The 18,548-nt window shown below is 35.7% G+C and carries 18 protein-coding genes; 17 read left to right on the top strand and 1 reads right to left on the bottom strand.

Annotated features, from left to right (window positions below; translation table 11 throughout):
• Positions 1 to 14 precede the first annotated feature (14 nt).
• The 12 genes from CHB72_RS23320 (at position 15) to CHB72_RS23270 (ending at position 11,224) form a co-directional block, all read left to right on the top strand.
• Positions 15 to 1,517 (top strand): tripartite tricarboxylate transporter permease, encoded by a 1,503-nt coding sequence (locus CHB72_RS23320; protein WP_089285274.1) that lies wholly within the window; start codon positions 15 to 17, stop codon positions 1,515 to 1,517.
• A 286-nt stretch (positions 1,518 to 1,803) separates the two neighbouring features.
• Entirely contained in the window at positions 1,804 to 2,082 is a 279-nt protein-coding gene (gene citD, locus CHB72_RS23315; RefSeq protein WP_089285273.1) for a citrate lyase acyl carrier protein, read from the top strand.
• On the top strand, positions 2,079 to 2,954 hold the full coding sequence (locus CHB72_RS23310; RefSeq protein WP_089285272.1) for an aldolase/citrate lyase family protein: 876 nt from the start codon (positions 2,079 to 2,081) through the stop codon (positions 2,952 to 2,954). Before citD ends, CHB72_RS23310 begins: the two co-directional genes overlap by 4 nt.
• Before the next feature lie 12 nt (positions 2,955 to 2,966).
• Positions 2,967 to 4,520: a citrate lyase subunit alpha gene (gene citF, locus CHB72_RS23305; RefSeq protein WP_330397121.1), complete on the top strand. Its 1,554-nt coding sequence runs from the start codon at positions 2,967 to 2,969 to the stop codon at positions 4,518 to 4,520.
• 9 nt (positions 4,521 to 4,529) lie between these two features.
• On the top strand, positions 4,530 to 4,850 hold the full coding sequence (locus CHB72_RS28400; protein ID WP_141131568.1) for a triphosphoribosyl-dephospho-CoA synthase: 321 nt from the start codon (positions 4,530 to 4,532) through the stop codon (positions 4,848 to 4,850).
• Positions 4,851 to 5,060: 210 nt separating this feature from the next.
• Positions 5,061 to 6,041: a biotin--[acetyl-CoA-carboxylase] ligase gene (locus CHB72_RS23300; RefSeq protein ID WP_089285271.1), complete on the top strand. Its 981-nt coding sequence runs from the start codon at positions 5,061 to 5,063 to the stop codon at positions 6,039 to 6,041.
• A 156-nt stretch (positions 6,042 to 6,197) separates the two neighbouring features.
• Positions 6,198 to 6,752 (top strand): ECF transporter S component, encoded by a 555-nt coding sequence (locus CHB72_RS23295; RefSeq protein WP_089285270.1) that lies wholly within the window; start codon positions 6,198 to 6,200, stop codon positions 6,750 to 6,752.
• Between the two features lie 26 nt (positions 6,753 to 6,778).
• Positions 6,779 to 7,588, top strand: coding sequence for a type III pantothenate kinase (locus tag CHB72_RS23290; protein WP_089285269.1), 810 nt, complete (start codon positions 6,779 to 6,781; stop codon positions 7,586 to 7,588).
• Between the two features lie 145 nt (positions 7,589 to 7,733).
• A complete protein-coding gene (locus CHB72_RS23285) occupies positions 7,734 to 8,912 on the top strand; it encodes an acetyl-CoA C-acetyltransferase (RefSeq protein WP_089285268.1) in 1,179 nt (392 codons plus the stop codon).
• Between the two features lie 49 nt (positions 8,913 to 8,961).
• Entirely contained in the window at positions 8,962 to 9,702 is a 741-nt protein-coding gene (fabG, locus tag CHB72_RS23280) for a 3-oxoacyl-[acyl-carrier-protein] reductase (protein ID WP_089285267.1), read from the top strand.
• Positions 9,703 to 9,924: 222 nt separating this feature from the next.
• The gene (locus CHB72_RS23275; RefSeq protein ID WP_089285266.1) at positions 9,925 to 10,500 is read left to right on the top strand and encodes an RNA polymerase sigma factor; all 576 of its coding nucleotides are present in this window, start codon (positions 9,925 to 9,927) and stop codon (positions 10,498 to 10,500) included.
• Positions 10,493 to 11,224 carry a DUF4367 domain-containing protein gene (locus tag CHB72_RS23270; RefSeq protein WP_089285265.1) on the top strand — a complete coding sequence of 244 codons (732 nt, stop codon included), beginning with the start codon at positions 10,493 to 10,495 and terminating at the stop codon, positions 11,222 to 11,224. The genes CHB72_RS23275 and CHB72_RS23270 overlap by 8 nt, the downstream gene beginning before the upstream one ends.
• 37 nt (positions 11,225 to 11,261) lie before the next feature.
• Here the strand turns inward: CHB72_RS23270 and CHB72_RS23265 are convergent, their stop codons facing one another.
• Positions 11,262 to 11,735: a hypothetical protein gene (locus CHB72_RS23265; protein WP_141131564.1), complete on the bottom strand. Its 474-nt coding sequence runs from the start codon at positions 11,733 to 11,735 to the stop codon at positions 11,262 to 11,264.
• A 256-nt stretch (positions 11,736 to 11,991) separates the two neighbouring features.
• On the opposite strand from CHB72_RS23265, the gene CHB72_RS23260 reads away from it, so the two are divergent.
• The 5 genes from CHB72_RS23260 to lysS all read left to right on the top strand — a co-directional run bounded on the left by CHB72_RS23260 (position 11,992) and on the right by lysS (position 17,948).
• Positions 11,992 to 12,846 carry a hypothetical protein gene (locus CHB72_RS23260; protein WP_089285263.1) on the top strand — a complete coding sequence of 285 codons (855 nt, stop codon included), beginning with the start codon at positions 11,992 to 11,994 and terminating at the stop codon, positions 12,844 to 12,846.
• Positions 12,847 to 13,217: 371 nt separating this feature from the next.
• The gene (dusB, locus tag CHB72_RS23255; protein ID WP_089285283.1) at positions 13,218 to 14,183 is read left to right on the top strand and encodes a tRNA dihydrouridine synthase DusB; all 966 of its coding nucleotides are present in this window, start codon (positions 13,218 to 13,220) and stop codon (positions 14,181 to 14,183) included.
• Between the two features lie 92 nt (positions 14,184 to 14,275).
• On the top strand, positions 14,276 to 15,205 hold the full coding sequence (locus tag CHB72_RS23250; protein ID WP_089285262.1) for a quinate 5-dehydrogenase: 930 nt from the start codon (positions 14,276 to 14,278) through the stop codon (positions 15,203 to 15,205).
• Positions 15,206 to 15,916: 711 nt separating this feature from the next.
• Positions 15,917 to 16,408 carry a transcription elongation factor GreA gene (gene greA / locus CHB72_RS23245; RefSeq protein ID WP_089285261.1) on the top strand — a complete coding sequence of 164 codons (492 nt, stop codon included), beginning with the start codon at positions 15,917 to 15,919 and terminating at the stop codon, positions 16,406 to 16,408.
• A 46-nt stretch (positions 16,409 to 16,454) separates the two neighbouring features.
• Positions 16,455 to 17,948: a lysine--tRNA ligase gene (gene lysS, locus CHB72_RS23240; RefSeq protein WP_089285260.1), complete on the top strand. Its 1,494-nt coding sequence runs from the start codon at positions 16,455 to 16,457 to the stop codon at positions 17,946 to 17,948.
• The last annotated feature ends 600 nt before the right edge of the window (positions 17,949 to 18,548 follow it).

The raw sequence follows: 18,548 nt of genomic DNA, 5'->3' as shown, positions 1-18,548 counted from the left end.
GGAGGTGATATTGTATGGAATCATTAATATATTTAATTCAAGGATTTATGATCGCATTGACTCCTGCTAACCTCATGTGGGTTACTTTAGGGGGCGTCTTAGGAACGGTTATTGGAATGCTTCCTGGATTAGGACCTGCTACTGGTGTTGCGGTTCTTCTACCATTGACATTTACTATGGGGCCAACCGCAGCCCTAATTACCATGTGCGGTGTATACTATGGTGCAATGTTTGGAGGGTCAAGAAGTTCTATTTTGATTAATACACCTGGAGATGGGGCTGCTATTGCTGCAACTTTTGATGGTTATCCGATGACCTTAAATGGAAGAGCAGAGACTGCACTGGCTATTTCAGGAATTGCTTCTTTTATCGGTGGTTTGCTTGCAACAGTGGCGATCGTTTTTGTTGCTGTACCTGTGGCACGATTTGGTTTGAAATTTGGTTCGGCTGAATACTTTGTGCTGATGGTTTTTGCCTTATCAGCTACAGCATCTATGTCGAAGGGCAACATGATAAAGGGATTTATCTCTTTAATTATAGGATTAATGGTGGCAACTGTAGGTATTGATGCTCAATCAGGTGTTCATCGATTTACTTTCGGCATCATGGAGCTGCAAGGAGGTATAGATTTTTTAGTTGTTATTATTGCTATGTATGCATTGGGTGAAGTCTTTGGTACCTTTCAGATTATTAAGGAAGGTAAAAGAAAGATGCAAACGAAGTTTGGTAAGATATGGATTACAAAAGAAGACTGGAAAAGGTGTATATGGCCCATTCTTAGAAGTGCGCCTATTGGTTTTTTTGTAGGTACTCTACCTGGAGCTGGTGGAACAATGGCTTCTTTAATGGCTTATAATAATGAAAAACAATTATCAAAGAACCCTGAGGACTTTGGAAAAGGTGAGATTGTAGGTCTTGCAGCACCAGAGTCGGCAAACAATGCTTCCTCAGTAGGTGCACTAATTCCTATGCTGACTTTGGGGATTCCTGGGTCAGGAACTACCGCAGTTATGATGGGTGCTTTGCTCATGCTTGGTCTGCAACCTGGTCCTATGTTATTTCAACAACACCCTGATGTGGCATGGGGATTGATTGCAAGTATGTTTATAGGAAATTTTATTTTGGCTTTGATTAACATTCCTATGGCGGGTTTATTAGTTAGACTATTAGCAATTCCACCGAGAATTCTGTACCCTGTAGTAATGGCTTTAGCTTTTGTTGGAACATACTCAATTACGCACACAGCTGTTAGTTTTTATATTCTAGTCATTTTTGGTCTGGTGGGTTATTTCATGCATAAGGCGAAAGTGCCTACAGCGCCACTGATTTTAGCGGTTATTGTTGGGGATAAGATGGAGCAATCATTTAGGCAAGCATTGACAATTTCTAACGGAAGCGTAGAAATATTTTATAGATCAAATGTTTCAAAAACATTAATTTTATTAACGATTCTTTCAATTTTATACCCGATCATACAAGATAAACTTAAGAAAAGAAAAGCAGCTATGGCAAATTAAGTTACCTACACAGCTTTCATAGCTTTTAGGAACTATCAAGAAGATTTCCCCCGTCTGATAGATAGTTCCTCTCTTACTATTTATATCATGAAGGAAGGCTAATTAAAATGAATTATTTATTATTAATCTTTGTTGGGGTGTCGGGCTGGTGGACTACTAGGAGCTATTGTTGGTATAGGAATTTGTAATGTGGTCTTAAAGAAATGTGCTTATTTACCAAGACAGATTTAATTAGCTGCATTTAATTGGTATTTAATATAAATGCAAAATAGAGGAGGGATGTACAATGGAGATTACAACTATTGGACGGGCTGGCACATTGGAATCAAATGATGTGATGATCACTGTAGACTTTACTAAAGATGACGGGTTGATCATCGAAATTGAAAGTATTGTAGCCGCTCAATTTGAAGAACAAATTAGGGCGGCTATTCACGAAGTTCTTGAAGATATGAGGATTAGCAAAGGGCATATTCAAGTAGTAGATAAAGGTGCTCTGGACTTTGCTATTAAGGCACGTTTGAAAACAGCAATTAAGCGAGCCGAAGGGGGCAATCAATCATGAAAAAATTAAGAAGAACAATGCTTTTTGTACCAGCAAACAATCCCAATATGATAATGAATGCGCCTGTATTTAAACCGGATTGTATCATTTTTGACTTAGAGGATGCCATTTCCTTGAAAGAAAAGGACAGTGCGAGAGATTTATTAGTGGAGGCACTAAAAACCTTTGAATACTGTAACTGTGAAATATTTGCAAGAGTCAACCCTCTCTATACACCTTTTGGTAAAGATGATGTAAGAGAATTAGTCAAGGCAGGCTTAAGAAATGTAAGACTACCAATGAGTGAAACAGATGAGGACATAAAAAATTTAGATGTATTATTAACAGAAATTGAAAAAGATTTAGGTATAGATCGTGGAACTGTCAAAATATTAGGCGCAATAGAGACTGCAAAAGGCGTTATTAATGCAGAAAAGATTGCTGTTGCCAGCTCAAGAATGCTAGGTATTTCCTTTGGTGCAGAGGATTTTACACGAACTATTGGTTCTGAACGAAGTCGAGAAGGGGAAGAATTATTTGTAGCCAGATGTAAAATTGTCTTAGCAGCTGCTGCTGCAGGAATTGATGCCATCGACACAGTCTATGCAGATATAGAGGATGAAGAAGGATTTGAGAGAGAGGCACAATCTGCTAGAAAACTAGGCTTCGCAGGGAAATCTGTGATTCATCCTAGACAAATTGGTGTTGTACATAGCATATTCACACCTTCCAAAGAAGAGGTCTATAGGGCACTGCGTGTTATTAGTGCTATACAGGAAGCAGAGGCAAAAGGGCTAGGTGTTATAGCATTAGATGGAAAGATGATTGATGGGCCCATCGTGGACAAAGCAGAAAGAATTGTTACACTTGCAAAAGGAGCAGGACTACTATAGGAGGTGATTCTAATGAGTAATATGATTAAGAATGCAATTAATAGAGAAATACCAAAATATATTGAAGGTATAGGAGAATTAAAAGCATTTGGAGGCGCCTTCGCATATAATCCTGAAGGTAAAAAAGCGGCAACTAAAATACCTAAAACCTTTACTGGAAAAAATAAGATCATTGAAAATATCAAGACCAGTTTGGAACTATGTGGTATCAAAAATGGTATGACCATTTCCTTTCATCATCATTTTAGAAATGGGGATTACTTAGTAAATATGGTTGTGGAAGAAATAGATAAAATGGGTATACGAGATATTACACTGGCAGCTAGTTCCCTTCAATCGATTCATGCGCCCTTAATCGACTACATTAAAAAGGGCGTTATCACTGGCATACAAACCAGTGGCATTCGAGGGAAGCTAGGTGAAGTAGTTAGTAGAGAAAAAATACTAGATAAACCGATTATCATTCGATCTCATGGTGGCAGGCCGAGAGCTATAGAATCAGGAGAAACAAAAATAGATATTGCATTTATAGCGGCACCTGCGGCAGATGCCTATGGGAATGTCAATGGTGTGGAAGGACCTACAGCTTGCGGGGCTATGGGTTATGCGATGACAGATGCTGAATATGCGGATAAGGTGGTAGTAGTAACAGATTACCTAGTGCCCTATCCTGCCTGTCCTATAAGCATAACACAAACCTTAGTAGATTATGTGGTAGTGGTTGATGAAATTGGCAATCCGAAAGGCATTGTTTCTGATGCAACGAGAATAACAAAAAACCCAATGGAATTATTAATTGCACAAAAAGCATCTGAAGCCATTATTACTTCAGGCTTAATCAGGGAAGGATTTTCTTTCCAGGCTGGATCAGGCGGTGCTTCACTGGGTGTAGCTCACTTTTTAAGACAGAAAATGAGACAGGAGGGTATTACAGGAAGCTTTGCAGCTGGTGGCATCACTGGCTATTTAGTAGATATGCTGGAAGAAGGCCTTTTTAAATCCTTATTAGATGTTCAATGCTTTGATCTCAAAGCCATAGAATCCATTAAAAATAATCCTAATCATATGGAAATGTCAGCCTCTTTTTATGCAAATCCTCATAACAAAGGCTGTGTGGCAAACCAATTAGATATCATGGTCTTAAGTGCAACAGAAATTGATCTAGACTTTAATGTGAATGTGATTACTGGCTCCAATGGGATCGTTATGGGGGCTTCCGGCGGACATAGTGATACAGCAGCGGGATCAAAGCTGTCAATTGTTGTAGCACCTCTATTAAGAGGACGGCTCCCCATTGTCGTAGATGAAGCTACAAATGTGATTACTCCTGGAGAAACCATTGACGCTGTGATTACAGAGCGAGGGATCGCGGTCAATCCTAAAAGAAAGGATTTGCTGGATCTATTTAAAGATGCTAAACTAGGGGTTATGAGCATATATGATTTAAAAGAAATCGCAGAAAAACTAGTAGGAAAGCCTAGAAAAATTGAAACCACAGATGAAATTGTTGGTTTAATAGAATATAGAGATGGCACCATTATTGATACGATCAGGAGAGCGAAATAATAAAGGAGAATTTTCTGCTTTTTAGGTGAAATTGTTGTAGCAACCAGTGGTATAGAAATAAAAAATCAGAAAATAAAAATAGATAAGGTTTGTAATAACGTTACTAATATTTGTGAAGAAATTGTAGATAGAGAACTTAAGAATATAAATAGAAATACAGTAAGTACCAGTGGAGAAAAGCTCTTCATAGAGCAGGGTATAAAAGGAATTAGAGGAGAAGTAGAAGCAGGACTTCCATCTATTTCTCAAATTTCTTATCCTCAATTAGTAAAGGCTATAAAGACTGACTTTCCTGTGATCTCTTTCCACAAGTTGCCTAAGCTACTTTAAAGAAGGATAGGCAAAGAAATATCAAATAGAGTCTACCTTGTATAATGAAGAAGAAGTATAATGAAGAAGAAAAAACACATCGAGTATAAAAGAATTTTAATATATAGATAGCTCCTAAAATATTAGGGGCTATTATGCATACAAAAACTTTTCTTAGTTTATAACTATACTGTATAATTACTTTATATACTTGTATTGGAGTGGAGAAAAGTGAAGGACAAAATCTTAAGAGAGCTTTATGAAAAAAAAGGTCAATACATTTCCGGGGAAGAACTAAGTGAAAAGTATCAGGTTTCCCGAACAGCTATTTGGAAGCATATGAATGCTTTAAAAAAGGAAGGCTATGTTATAGAAACTACCCATAAAAAAGGATATAAGTTAATTGAATCTAGTGGTAAATTAATACCAGAAGCCTTAAAAAGAGATTTGAATACGGTGGAAATCGGTAATAAAATCATCTATTTTGATACAATTGATTCCACCAATAATTATAGCAAAAGAATTGCCAAAGATGCTGCTCACGGAACGGTAATCATTAGCGAAGAACAATCGGGAGGTAGAGGAAGGCTAGGAAGAAATTGGATTTCTCCAAAGGGAGAAGGCATATGGATGTCCATTGTATTAAAGCCAGATATTCCTCCTACAGAAGGTATGAAGATGACACAAATTGCGGCAGCGGCAGTGTGCAATGCTATTCGTGGGGTTACAGGGCTGGAAGCCTTCATAAAATGGCCTAATGATCTTGTTGTTAATGGTAAAAAGGTTTGTGGTATTTTAACGGAAATGGCTGGAGAGCTAACTAGAATTGATTATCTAATTGTTGGTATAGGAATTAATGCTAATAATGAAAGCTTTCTTGAAGAATTTCAGCATATAGCCACTTCTTTAGCCAAGGAAAAAGGTGAAAAGGTGGATAGGAAGACTTTAATACTTCATTTGCTAAAGGAGTTTGAAGGGCTATATGAAGATTATATTAATCAAGGAACACTAGAGAAGACTTTGGCAATCATCAGAAACTATTCAGCTGTTTTAGGAAAATCGATACTCGTCATTAGAGGAGAACAACAACTAAAGGCTACAGTTTTAGGGATTGATGAAGAAGGCCTGCTAGAAGTAAAATATGAGGATGGAAAAAGAGAATTACTCATGTCAGGAGAAGTATCTATTCGAGGGGAAGAAGGCTATATCTAAGAAGCTCTTGAAGAAAAAATAGTTGAATTGCTTACAAGAAATTGATACAATAGTACAGTAAAACAGCTAACATCGTGTAGAGTTAGACTGTTGTACGTTTAATAAAATATTATAAATTGTCCGGTATCGTAACGAACTGGAACGGAGGTGCTTTTTATGTCAGTTTGCAGCAAGGAGTTAAAGGGTAGTAAACGTAGTACCAGCCACAAAAGGTTTTCTACTAAAAAAATGGCAGTTGCAGGTATGCTAGGGGGTTTTTCAGTAGCGTTAAGTATGACACCTATCGGTTATATTCCCATCCCTTTCTTGGGAATCAATGCTACTACCATGCATATACCTGTTATTATCGGAGCCATATTAGGAGGCCCTATGGTAGGTACCTTTGTAGGAATGATCTTTGGGGTAAGTAGCTTTTTGAGAGCCACGACACCCTTTTTCGCAGATCCACTCGTGGCAATTTTACCAAGATTGTTTATCGGATGGATGAGTTATTATACCTACAGGCTATTTAAAAACTCGATTTTAGCAGCAATAGTAGGAACAGCTACCAATACAATAGGTGTATTGGCAATGATTTATTTGCGAAATTACTTACCGCTAGAGGCGGTACTGGGGATCGCTGCTATTAATGGAGTTGCAGAAATTGTAGTGTCATCCTTTATTGTATATGCTGTAGTAAAAGCTATGAAAACTGTTATTAAGGAAAGTTAACTTATAAACAATAAGAAGGTGAACCAATGATTTTAGTTTTTGATGTAGGTAATACAAATATTGTGTTGGGTCTATATAGGGATGACGAATTAATAGATTCCTGGCGTATTTCTACAGATAAAGACAAGTCTTCAGATGAATACGGTATTTTAATACACCAGCTATTTCAATACGGCGGAAGAAATCCTAAAGAGGTTCAAGATGCAATCATATCTTCTGTTGTACCAAATATTATGTATTCTCTAGAACACTCAGTTAGAAAAATATTTAATATCGAACCTTTAATAGTGGGTCCTGGTGTAAAAACAGGAATGAATATAAAATACGATAATCCCAAACAAGTGGGAGCCGATAGAATTGTAAATGCGGTTGCTGCTTATGAAAAGTACGGAGGCCCTTTAATTATAGTGGACTTTGGGACTGCAACCACCTTTTGTGCTATATCTTCAAAGGGAGAATATTTAGGTGGTACTATTGCACCTGGCATCAAGATTTCCAGTGATGCACTTTTCCAAAGAGCTGCAAAACTTCCAAGAGTAGAACTGGTGAAACCGGGAAAGGTAATTTGTAAAAATACGGTAAATAGTATGCAATCAGGGATCATCTATGGATATGTTGGTCTAGTAGAATATATAATCAAGAAAATGACGAAGGAATTGAAAAGTCATGATGTGAAAGTGGTTGCTACAGGAGGACTTTCCACCTTGATAGCTAGTGAAACCAGCCACATCCATATAATAGATAAATTTTTAACCCTAGAGGGATTAAGAATCATTTATGAAAGAAATAGAGAAGATAGAATACAAAAAATAACAATAGAGTCTAGAGCTAACTAGACTCTATTTTACTTACAAAGGAATAATTGTTATAATAATTTTGAAGGTTATATTTATACTTTTCATAATATTTCGAGGAATATTATTTCCTATGATCAATATCAATTAAAGACTTTCAAAAACAATAAAAAGGAGGAGTTGTTTTATGAAGGAAATTGTCATTGCGAGTGCTGTTAGAACGCCTATAGGAAGCTTTGGAGGAGTATTAGCAGATGTTTCTGCTGTAGAACTAGGTGCTGTAGCTATTAAAGAAGCTTTAAAAAGGGCTGGAATAAACGGGGAACAAGTAGACGAAGTATATATGGGTTGTATCCTACAGGCAGGTTTAGGTCAAGGCGTGGCAAGACAAGCTTCTGTTAAAGCTGGGATTCCAGTAGAAGTACCAGCTACAACCATCAATATGTTATGTGGTTCTGGACTTAGAACAGTATCCATGGCAGCTCAGACAATCATCGCTGGCGATAATGATATTGTAGTAGCTGGCGGTACAGAGAACATGAGTCAAGCCCCTTACGTCTTACCAAAAGCTAGGTGGGGATTAAGGATGGGAGATAATACCGTAGTTGATTCCATGGTACACGATGCATTAACCGATGCCTTTAATGGTTACCATATGGGAATTACTGCAGAAAACTTAGCTGAAAAGTATGGACTTACTAAAGAAGAGCAGGACCAATATGCTGTTGAAAGCCAAAACAAGGCAGAAAAAGCTATAGCAGAGGGAAGATTTAAGGAGGAGATCGTTCCGGTAGAAATCCCTCGGCGAAAAGGAGATCCTATTATAGTGGATACTGATGAATATCCTAAAGCTGGTGTTACAATAGAAAAGCTAGGGAAATTAAGACCTGCTTTTAAGAAGGATGGAACAGTTACTGCAGCAAATGCCTCAGGAATTAATGATGGTGCTGCTACTCTCGTAATCATGTCTAAGGAGAAGGCAGATGAATTAGGTGTTAAACCATTGGCCACACTAGTGTCTTATGGAAATGCAGGGGTAGAGCCTGCTATTATGGGTATTGGTCCAGTAAGGGCAACTCAAAAGGCCTTAGCAAAAGCAGGACTAACTATTGATGATATGGATCTAATTGAAGCCAATGAAGCTTTTGCAGCTCAGTCTTTATCAGTAGCAAGAGAATTGAAATGGGATGCTACTAAGGTAAACGTTAACGGTGGAGCTATTGCCTTAGGACATCCAGTTGGAGCCAGTGGAGCAAGAATCTTAGTTACATTATTGCATGAAATGGCAAGAAGAGATGTAGGGTATGGCTTAGCCACATTATGTATTGGTGGTGGCATGGGTACTGCCGTTGTCGTAAAGCGATAGTCTTAGCAATACACCGAAGGAGAAAAATAGTAATTAGGAGGGTATATCAATGAGATTAAAGGAAAAAGTAGCTGTTGTTACTGGGGCTGCCCGTGGAATTGGGAAGGCCACTGCACTGAAGTTTGCAAAAGAGGGTGCAAAGGTTGTATTATGCGACTTAAGTATTGATTCTCTTCAAGAAGCAGTTGGAGAATTAAAAGATATGGAAGCAGAGGTGTTGGCATACCCTGTAAATGTTACGAAACGAGAAGAAATTCAATCTATGGTGGATGATGTAGTAGAAAAGTGGGGTAGCGTCGATATATTAGTCAACAACGCTGGGATTACTGCTGACAATCAACTGCTTAAAATGCCGGAAGAAGATTTTGATAAAGTAATCGATATCAATTTGAAGGGTGTGTACAATTGCAGTCAAATCGTCGCTCAGGCGATGGTAGAACAAGGCAGTGGTGTAATTTTAAATGCTTCCTCTGTTGTTGGCATATATGGTAATTTTGGTCAAACCAATTACGCTGCGACAAAATGGGGTGTAATCGGCATGACAAAAACCTGGGCTAAGGAGCTAGGGAGAAAGGGTATCCGAGTGAATGCAGTTGCACCAGGCTTTATCTTAACCCCTATGACAGAAAAAATGCCTGATAAGGTTTTAGATATGATGAGAGACAAATCTCCCATTAAACAATTAGGAACTCCGGAAGACATTGCCAATGCTTATGCTTTCTTAGCCTCTGATGAAGCTAAATTTATCACAGGAACAGTACTAAGTGTTGATGGTGGCGTAGTGGTATAAATTAGCTTGAAATCTTTGATTTTGTATTACATATTTATATAAGGCAAAATAGGCAAGCCCTCTCTAAGGATATCATCTAGAGAGGTTTGCTTTTGTACTAAAAAACATCGAATGATGTGACTAACTGCCTAATTATCTGTAAAAATCACTAAAAACAAAAAGTATTATGATATAATGGAAAAAAACTCCAAAAACAAAACACGGAATATGGTGGTGGTAACAATGACCGATCTAGTAAAGATGTTAAGTGAAAAAAGTAATACACAATTAGAAACTATTGAGGATGTTCAACACATATTGTATAAATTATACTATAAAGAGGTATTCAAGACAGCCTATTATATTATTAAAGATAAAGAGCTAGCGAAAGACTTAGTAAATGAGGCATACATAAAAGCCTATGAAAAAATTGATACCCTTAATGATGCAAATAAATTTAAGCAATGGGTATGTGTTATTGCGGCAAACTTAGCAAAAAACCATATTCGCAAGCATAGTAAGATTGTTCAGATTGATCATGAATATATGGAAGTAATAAATGCTTCAAGCGAAAATCCTGAGGATATCGTTTTTAATGAAATGGCAGTTGCGGAAACAAAAGAACAAGTAAAAAAAGCAATAGAAAGATTAAATGCCGACTATAAGGAAGTTATTATACTAAGATACTATCACAATTTTTCCTATCAAGAGATTTCACAATTCCTTTTATTGAAAGAAGGTACAGTAAAAACCAGGCTTAGGAGAGCGAAGGGCCAATTGTATAAACTGTTGAAAAAGGAAGGTGAAGAAAATGTATGAGGGGAATAAAGGCAAGTTTGACATACTTTTAGGAACTGTATTACAAGAGGAAATGGAAGATATGGATATTTCTGAGGAAGAAATTGATCAAGAGTGGGATAAACTGCAAAGAAAACTCAGTAGTGATAGAAAGAAAAAGCAAAAAAATCTTAAGAAAATAGCTGTGTTGCTGCTAGGAACTGTAATTAGTCTTGGGATGTTAAATTTAGCAACAACAAATGAAAGTGCTGCATGGAAAAGAGGACCTATTAAACATATTATTAGCGTTTTTGATAACGTGATCAGCATAAACAGGGATTCTACATCAGTCGAAGGTGATAAGTTTCCAGACCAATATGAACAAAATATCATCAAAGGTACTATTAAGGATGCAAGAGATATCGTCAATTTTAACTTTAGAGAATTACCTTTTGAGATAGAACAAGTATTAATTAAAGTTTCAAATGATAATATGCATTTTCTTGAATTAAATTATTTATATGACAATAAAAGTCTTAGATGGACACAATACGTACAAGGAATAGAACATAGCGAAAATATAAATGTAGCAGCCAATAGTACAGTAAAAGAAATGACCATAAACGATACAGAATATACAATAATACGTATACCAGAAAGACAGACAATGCTTGTCTGGACTTACTTTGGTGTTAGGAACAGATTGAATATCAATGAGGATATTCCTAATGAAGAAATGATAGAAATAATAAATGCAATGGAATAATTACCATTGCATTTATTATGTTATCTGTAAGTGATTTTTAATAAGCAGTGATTGCTGCCGAATAGGAGGTACTGGACTCAGTTGTAGAACCCTTTTTAACAACATGTGTAGAAAATACTCTGTACCGACGACCAGTAGTTACTTTATATGTATGATGAGCACTAGAATAATCAGTATTACTTTGGCTATCATAAATATTATATAGATTGATCCATGCACCAGAAGTATCATATCTTTGTAAGTAACTTCTTGTACTAATACTATCTACATTTTTAGCTGATGTAGTATATCCTTCTATTGCTATTTTTCCGTTGCCATAATAATCAATGCTACTTCCCCAAATACTTAAATAATCATAGCTTTCAAGCGTTTGATTAATGGTTACATCAGAAGTTTCTATCGTATCTTCCATTTCTGTAGCTGCTATTATCTCATTTTCATCAGCAAATACATTGCTGATAGATAATAAAAACAACATACTTACGAAAATTACCAATCTTACTTTTTTCATAATATCATCCCCTTCTTTGTTTTCTGGTAAAAAAGACAATTGAACAATAAAAAAGTTTCCATTATATAGAAAATATTTCATAAAACGGAAACTTTTTCAATTTGTAACTGTCTTTATTAGTGAGAACACCAGTTGAAGCATAAAGTATCTAATTTTATTATTAGAGGTCTTCAAAGGTAGTTTAAAGGGGGAATGTCTATGATTGCATAGAAGATTTAGTAGTTTTAAAAACTAATTAAATTGAGGAGTGTTAGCTATGAGAAAAATTGTCAGTATATGCTTGTCTATCCTTATGGTATTGGGCCTCGGTGCAATAGTTTTTGCCAGCCCAGCTCTTGGTGGTGCTGAAGACTACCAAGCCATTGTTGAAGAAGTGAATGCGAAATATGGGGTGGAATTTGAATTTATTGCAGATGAAGAAACACTTTCTTCACCTGAACTTCCTTCCGCTGAAGAATTTAAGAATATTGTAACTGATCTTGCTAAAGAGCAGTCTAGAATTAAAGCAGAGTATGACGATGTTGAGTGGATTCCAATTGATGAAAACTTGCCTAACGACATCGCTCCTGCCGATGTTGCAGACTACCAGGCCATTGTCGAAGAAGTAAATGCGAAATATGGGATAGAATCTGAATTTATTGCAAGTGAAGAAACATTATATTCCTCTGAACTTCCTTCTATTGAAGAATTTAAGAATACTATAACTGACCTTGCTAAAGAGCAGGCTAGGATTAAGGCGGAGTATGCTAATGTTGAATGGACTCCGATTGAAGAAAATCCACCTATTACTATTCTTGCAGTTAAGAGTAAATCACAATCACAGACTATCAAACAAAAGGCGGGTACTTACACTGTTAGTTTTAAACAAAAATTAACCTATGACTATGAAACTGATGACCTTACATTCATCAAGGCAACAAAAATTGAAACTGGCTTTGGATTATTATCAGACAATTCCTTTGTTTCTAACGGTTCCTATTATACCATCAGCAATGGAGGAAAAACAATGACCACAAGAGATAATGGTACACTTGTCCTTGCAACCAATGATGGTAAAGCATACTACAGATCAACTGATTATGATGTTTGCGGAGCGTATACCTGCAAATAGAAATATAGGGACGGTTTGAAGTGACCCCACATTATTTCAACTACCTCCTTATGAAAGTACAATAGCTTATTTCCTAGACCTCCATATTTTTATAGATGGCATTATCATTGTTCTAAGCATATATGCAACATCTCCATATTGCACCATATTTTCTGAATTAAGTCCATTGTTAGAAGTATATATGTACTATATAAAACTAGACTTATCACATGAATAGCACTAGAAAACCAGTCTTCTCTAAAAAGAGAGGACTTTTTGCGTTTTTTTCCTGTTCCATAAGAACATACTATAGAAAATAAAAAAATTGTATAATAGAGAAAAATTTATTAACATAGAAGAGGTAAAGGAATAGGAGGGTGAAGAAGATGAAGATGAAAATCGGAGATATTACTATAGAGAACAATGTGTTTTTAGCCCCTATGGCAGGTGTGACAGATTTGCCCTTTCGTTTGATTTGTAGAGAGATGGGTTGTGGCATGGTTTACACAGAAATGGTTAGTGCAAAAGGACTTTATTATAATGACGTGAAAACAGAGGAGCTTTTACATATAGAAGAAAAAGAAAAGCCTGTTGCTTTGCAAATATTTGGCTCAGAACCAGATATTATGGCAAAGGCTGCTTATAAACTTAACAATAGGGAAAATATAATCTTAGATATCAACATGGGATGCCCCACTCCCAAAATTGTAAAAAATGGTGATGGAAGTGCTCTCATGAGAAATCCTAAGCTGGCAGGGGAAGTTGTTAAAGCAGTTGTACGAGAATCGATAAAACCAGTAACAGTGAAGATTCGTAAGGGTTGGGATGAAAATTATGTTAATGCTGTAGAAATGGCAAAAATCATAGAAGACAGTGGCGCTAAAGCAGTAGCAGTACATGGTAGGACAAGAGAGCAGTTCTATTCAGGGAAGGCGGATTGGAGTATTATTCAACAAGTAAAAGAAGCAGTGGCAATTCCTGTTATAGGAAATGGAGACATATTTGAGGTGGAAGACGCTATAAATATATTTAAAGAAACAAAATGTGACGGAGTTATGGTTGGAAGAGGAGCCCAAGGGAATCCTTTTTTATTTAAAAGAATCAACCATTATCTATTAAAGAGAGAAATACTACCTAAACCATCTCTAGAAGAAATTATTTTAGTCATTTTTCAACATATGAATCTGGTTATGAAATACAAAGGAGAATATGTAACTGTTCGAGAGATGCGAAAACATATAGCTTGGTATTTAAAGGGCTTTAAGAATGCGGCTGAAATAAGACATGTTATCAACACAGTTAAATCAATAGAAGAAATTGAAAGGATTCTAACTCAATATTTAGATAGTTTTCAATAGTAGATTTTGCAAAAAAAAGTATAACCCGCCTATAAAGGTTAATAATAGAGATACATTTATTTTAGTAATGTATAAAGGAAGGGTAGACTCTTATGAAGCGAATTGTTAGTGTCAGTATTGGAAGTTCTAAAAGGGACAGCCACATAGAAACAGAAATACTTGGTGAAAAATTTACTATAAAGAGAATTGGCACAGATGGAAGCATAAAAAAAGCAATAGCTTTGATCGAAGCATTGGATGGAAAAGTAGACGCTCTAGGGATGGGGGGAATTGACCTATACCTATGGGGAGGTAACCGTAGGTATACAATTCGGGAAGCGCTACCATTGAAAAGAGCAGCAAAAGCAACCCCTGTTGTAGATGGTTCAGGATTAAAAAATACTTTAGAAAGAAAGGTAATTAAGTATTTAATGGAAAACAACATTGTAAATTTCCAGAGAAATACTACTTTAATAACCTGTGTCTTAGATCGATTTGGCTTGGCAGAGACCATCTCTCAATACGAAGGAAAGATTCTTATTGGGGATATTATTTTTTGCCTAGGACTAGATATACCTATTTATTCGCTGAAGCACATTCAAACTATTGCGCGATGGATTGCTCCTATTGTTTGCAAGTTGCCTTTCAAAATGTTATATCCAGTAGGAGATAAACAAAACAAAAGTATAATGAGTAAACTACAAAAGTATTATAGCGAAGTAGATATTATAGCTGGAGATTTTCATTATATCAAACGCTATATGCCTCAATCTTTGGAAGAAAAAATTATTATTACCAATACTGTAACTGCAGAGGATGTCCTTCAATTAAAGGAGAGAGGTGTTGCCTTATTAATAACCACTACACCTCGATTGGTGGATAGGTCCTTTGGGACGAATGTGATGGAGGCTATGATGGTTTCTATCATGAGAGAAGGGAAATATAAGAACTATGAAGAAATTATTAAGGCTTTGGATTTGAAACCTCGGATAGAATATTTACAAATCCCTTCAGATACCCAGTCACAGGAAACTATTATGTAATTATTGTATGGTCAATGCATTACCTCATAAAAGATATAATAGAAAATCATATAATATATAAAGAAATGAATGACATTCAAGTTTCCAAGGGAGTCTACTTTGTCAATACCTCTGACTTTGCATAGAGTTTAAGAATTGAAGATTGTTTCGTTGTACTCTGTGAAAGTGACTGACACCAAATCAAAAATTTGGGTCATCTACTTTTAGCTTGACAATTAAAAATCACTGGCTTATAATATCTACAACATATTTAATTGGAAAGCACTGTAAAAAAAGGCAGTGCTATTATGATGTTTTAAGAGGAAAATGAGACTAAATTCATAAGTAGACAACTGAAAGTTTGGTTTGTAACTTTCGTGTTGGTCACTTAGTTTGTTTATCTATAAGTAGGCAACCGAAAGTTTGGTTTGTAACTTTCGTGTTGATCACTTAGTTTGTTTATCTAGAGAGACCTTCTTTTCTTTTGAATTAAGTCTCATTTTATTTAAAGGATGTAGTGCGTGATCTCCTACTAAAAGTAGGCATCTTAGCAATACACTAAAGGATAAAATTACCATTAAATATAAAGAATAAATTAAGCATAAGCACATATATTATCAAAATACATCATACATATTTACTAGCTTTGCCTATATAGCATGAATGAAGAGGTAAAATATTAATTGTATAATTAGTTGAATAAATATTATTCATAAAAGGAGAGAGATAAGAATGGCAGAAAAGGAAGTTGTTTTAACACTCAAGGGGCTAAAAAAAATAGAAGAAGAATTAGAACAATTAAAGACTGTAAGAAGAAAAGAAGTAGCAGAACGAATCAAGCAAGCAATAGCGTTTGGTGATATAAGTGAGAACTCAGAGTATGATGAAGCAAAAAATGAACAAGCACAGGTTGAAGAAAGAATTATGAAGTTAGAAGGCATGCTGAAGAAAGCAAGGGTAATAGATGAGGATGACATCAATCTAGACCAAGTAAGCATTGGAACTACTGTGCAGGTTGAAGATATGGAATTTGATGAAATTGTTGAATATACTATCGTTGGTTCTGCTGAAGCGGATCCATATGAATTAAAAATATCTAATGAGTCACCAGTAGGCAGAGCGCTTCTAGGAAAAAAAATTGGGGATGTTGTAGAGGTACAAATACCTGATGGCACAACAAAATATAAAGTTTTAAATATTGAAAAAGGTGAAATATCAGGTTAATTTGTAAAGATTTTTAAATTAGTTATAACGGAGGGCGGAGAAACAAATGACAAATAATCATGGTGAGGAAAAGAGTTTAAGCGAACTTTTACAGATTCGGAGAGATAAGCTAGACCATCTGAAAGATAAAGGGAAAGATCCTTTTAAAATAGAAAAGGTATATGTAACTCATTATAGCCAACAAATAAAAGAAAATTTTGATACATTAGAAGGTGAAAGAGTAACAATAGCAGGCAGAATCATGGCAAAAAGAGGTCATGGTAAAGCTAGTTTCATTAATGTCCAAGATAAAGATGGACGTATACAAGCTTATGTAAGAGAAGATGCTATTGGTGAAGATGATTATAATTTATTTGTAGAATTTGATATTGGAGATATTATTGAAATCAAGGGAGATATTTTCAAAACCAATAAAGGGGAAATATCCGTTAAAGCTGCTGAGGTTCGATTATTATCTAAGTCTCTACAAATATTACCAGATAAATGGCATGGATTAAAGGATCCAGATTTAAGATATAGACAAAGATATGTTGATTTAATTATCAACGAAGATGTTAGAAAAACCTTTATAGCAAGAACAAAAGCAATAAAAGCTATCCGTGAGTTTTTAGATAATAGGGGTTACTTAGAAGTAGAAACTCCTATTTTAGATACAATTGCTGGAGGAGCAAATGCAAGGCCTTTTATCACCCATCATAATACTCTAGATATCAATATGTACTTAAGAATTGCTACCGAACTTCATTTGAAAAGATTAATTGTTGGTGGCTTTGATAGAGTTTATGAAATAGGACGGATCTTCAGAAATGAAGGAATGTCTATTAAGCATAATCCAGAGTTTACATCTATAGAATTGTACGAAGCCTATGCGGACTATAATGATATGATGGAAATCACTGAAAATGTTGTAGCTTATGTTGCAGAGAAGGCTCTAGGCACTACTAAAATTCATTATCAAGGGAAGGATATAGATCTATCACCGCCTTGGAGAAGACTATCTATGGTGGAGGCTTGCAAGCAATATGCCAACATAAATTTTGATGAGATAAAAACAGATGAAGAGGCAAAAGAGGCAGCGAAAAAATTAGGATTAGAAATAAAACCAGATATGAAAAAAGGTCATATTATTAGCGAAGTGTTTGAAGAGTATGTAGAAAAACACTTAGTTCAACCAACCTTTATTACTGGTCATCCAGTGGAGATTTCACCTTTAGCTAAGAGAAGTCCTGAAAACCCTGAGATAACCAATCGTTTTGAAGCCTTTATTAACACATGGGAGATAGCCAATGCCTTCTCAGAGCTGAATGATCCTATAGATCAAAGAGAAAGATTTGTGGAACAATTAGCTCAGAAAGAAGCTGGAGATGAAGAAGCCCATCCATTAGACGAAGATTTCATAAATGCATTAGAGGTAGGGTTACCCCCTACAGGTGGCTTAGGCATAGGTATAGATAGATTGATTATGCTTATTACAAATTCTCCATCCATAAGAGATGTTATCTTATTTCCAACAATGAAACCACTTCATAAAGAAGATTAGGGCAACCTAATCTTCTTTATCTCTATTGGCCGCATATATGGATGAAAAATAATAAACTACGACAGAGCAAAACTGTAGATAAGGATTTGATATACTAAAAAGACTGTAGTATATTATTAATTTCCGCTAGAGATAATAGCATAATTTACCATATAAAACCCTGTTGACAGAGAAGAAAGAACCTGGTATAGTAGTAAAAGTCGCCATAAGCAAGGGGTGGCGGGTAAGAAACAAAAAAACTTTTAAAAAAGAGTTGACAAGCAAAAGAGATTCTGATAAAGTAGTACGAGTCGCCGCTAGTAGGGGCGGCAGGATAGAAGAACAAAAGAAACAGTAAAATCTATATCATATAAAAGAGAAGCTGGTAAAACAGCAGAGAAGAAAACGATAAAAAAAAGTGTTGACATAATACGATGGATATGATATAGTAATAAAGTCGCTGAAAAGCGGCGGATGATAAAAAGGTCTTTGAAAATTAAACAGTATAGATATTAAGCCAGCAAAGAAAAGCATCTATTCAATAAGAATAGAACCCAGAAATTTTTTATTAAGAGTTTGATCCTGGCTCAGGATGAACGCTGGCGGCGTGCCTAACACATG

The organism is Anaerovirgula multivorans, assembly GCF_900188145.1.
Taxonomy (GTDB): Bacteria; Bacillota; Clostridia; order Peptostreptococcales; family Natronincolaceae; genus Anaerovirgula; species Anaerovirgula multivorans.
This window is presented reverse-complemented; position numbering and strand designations above follow the sequence as displayed.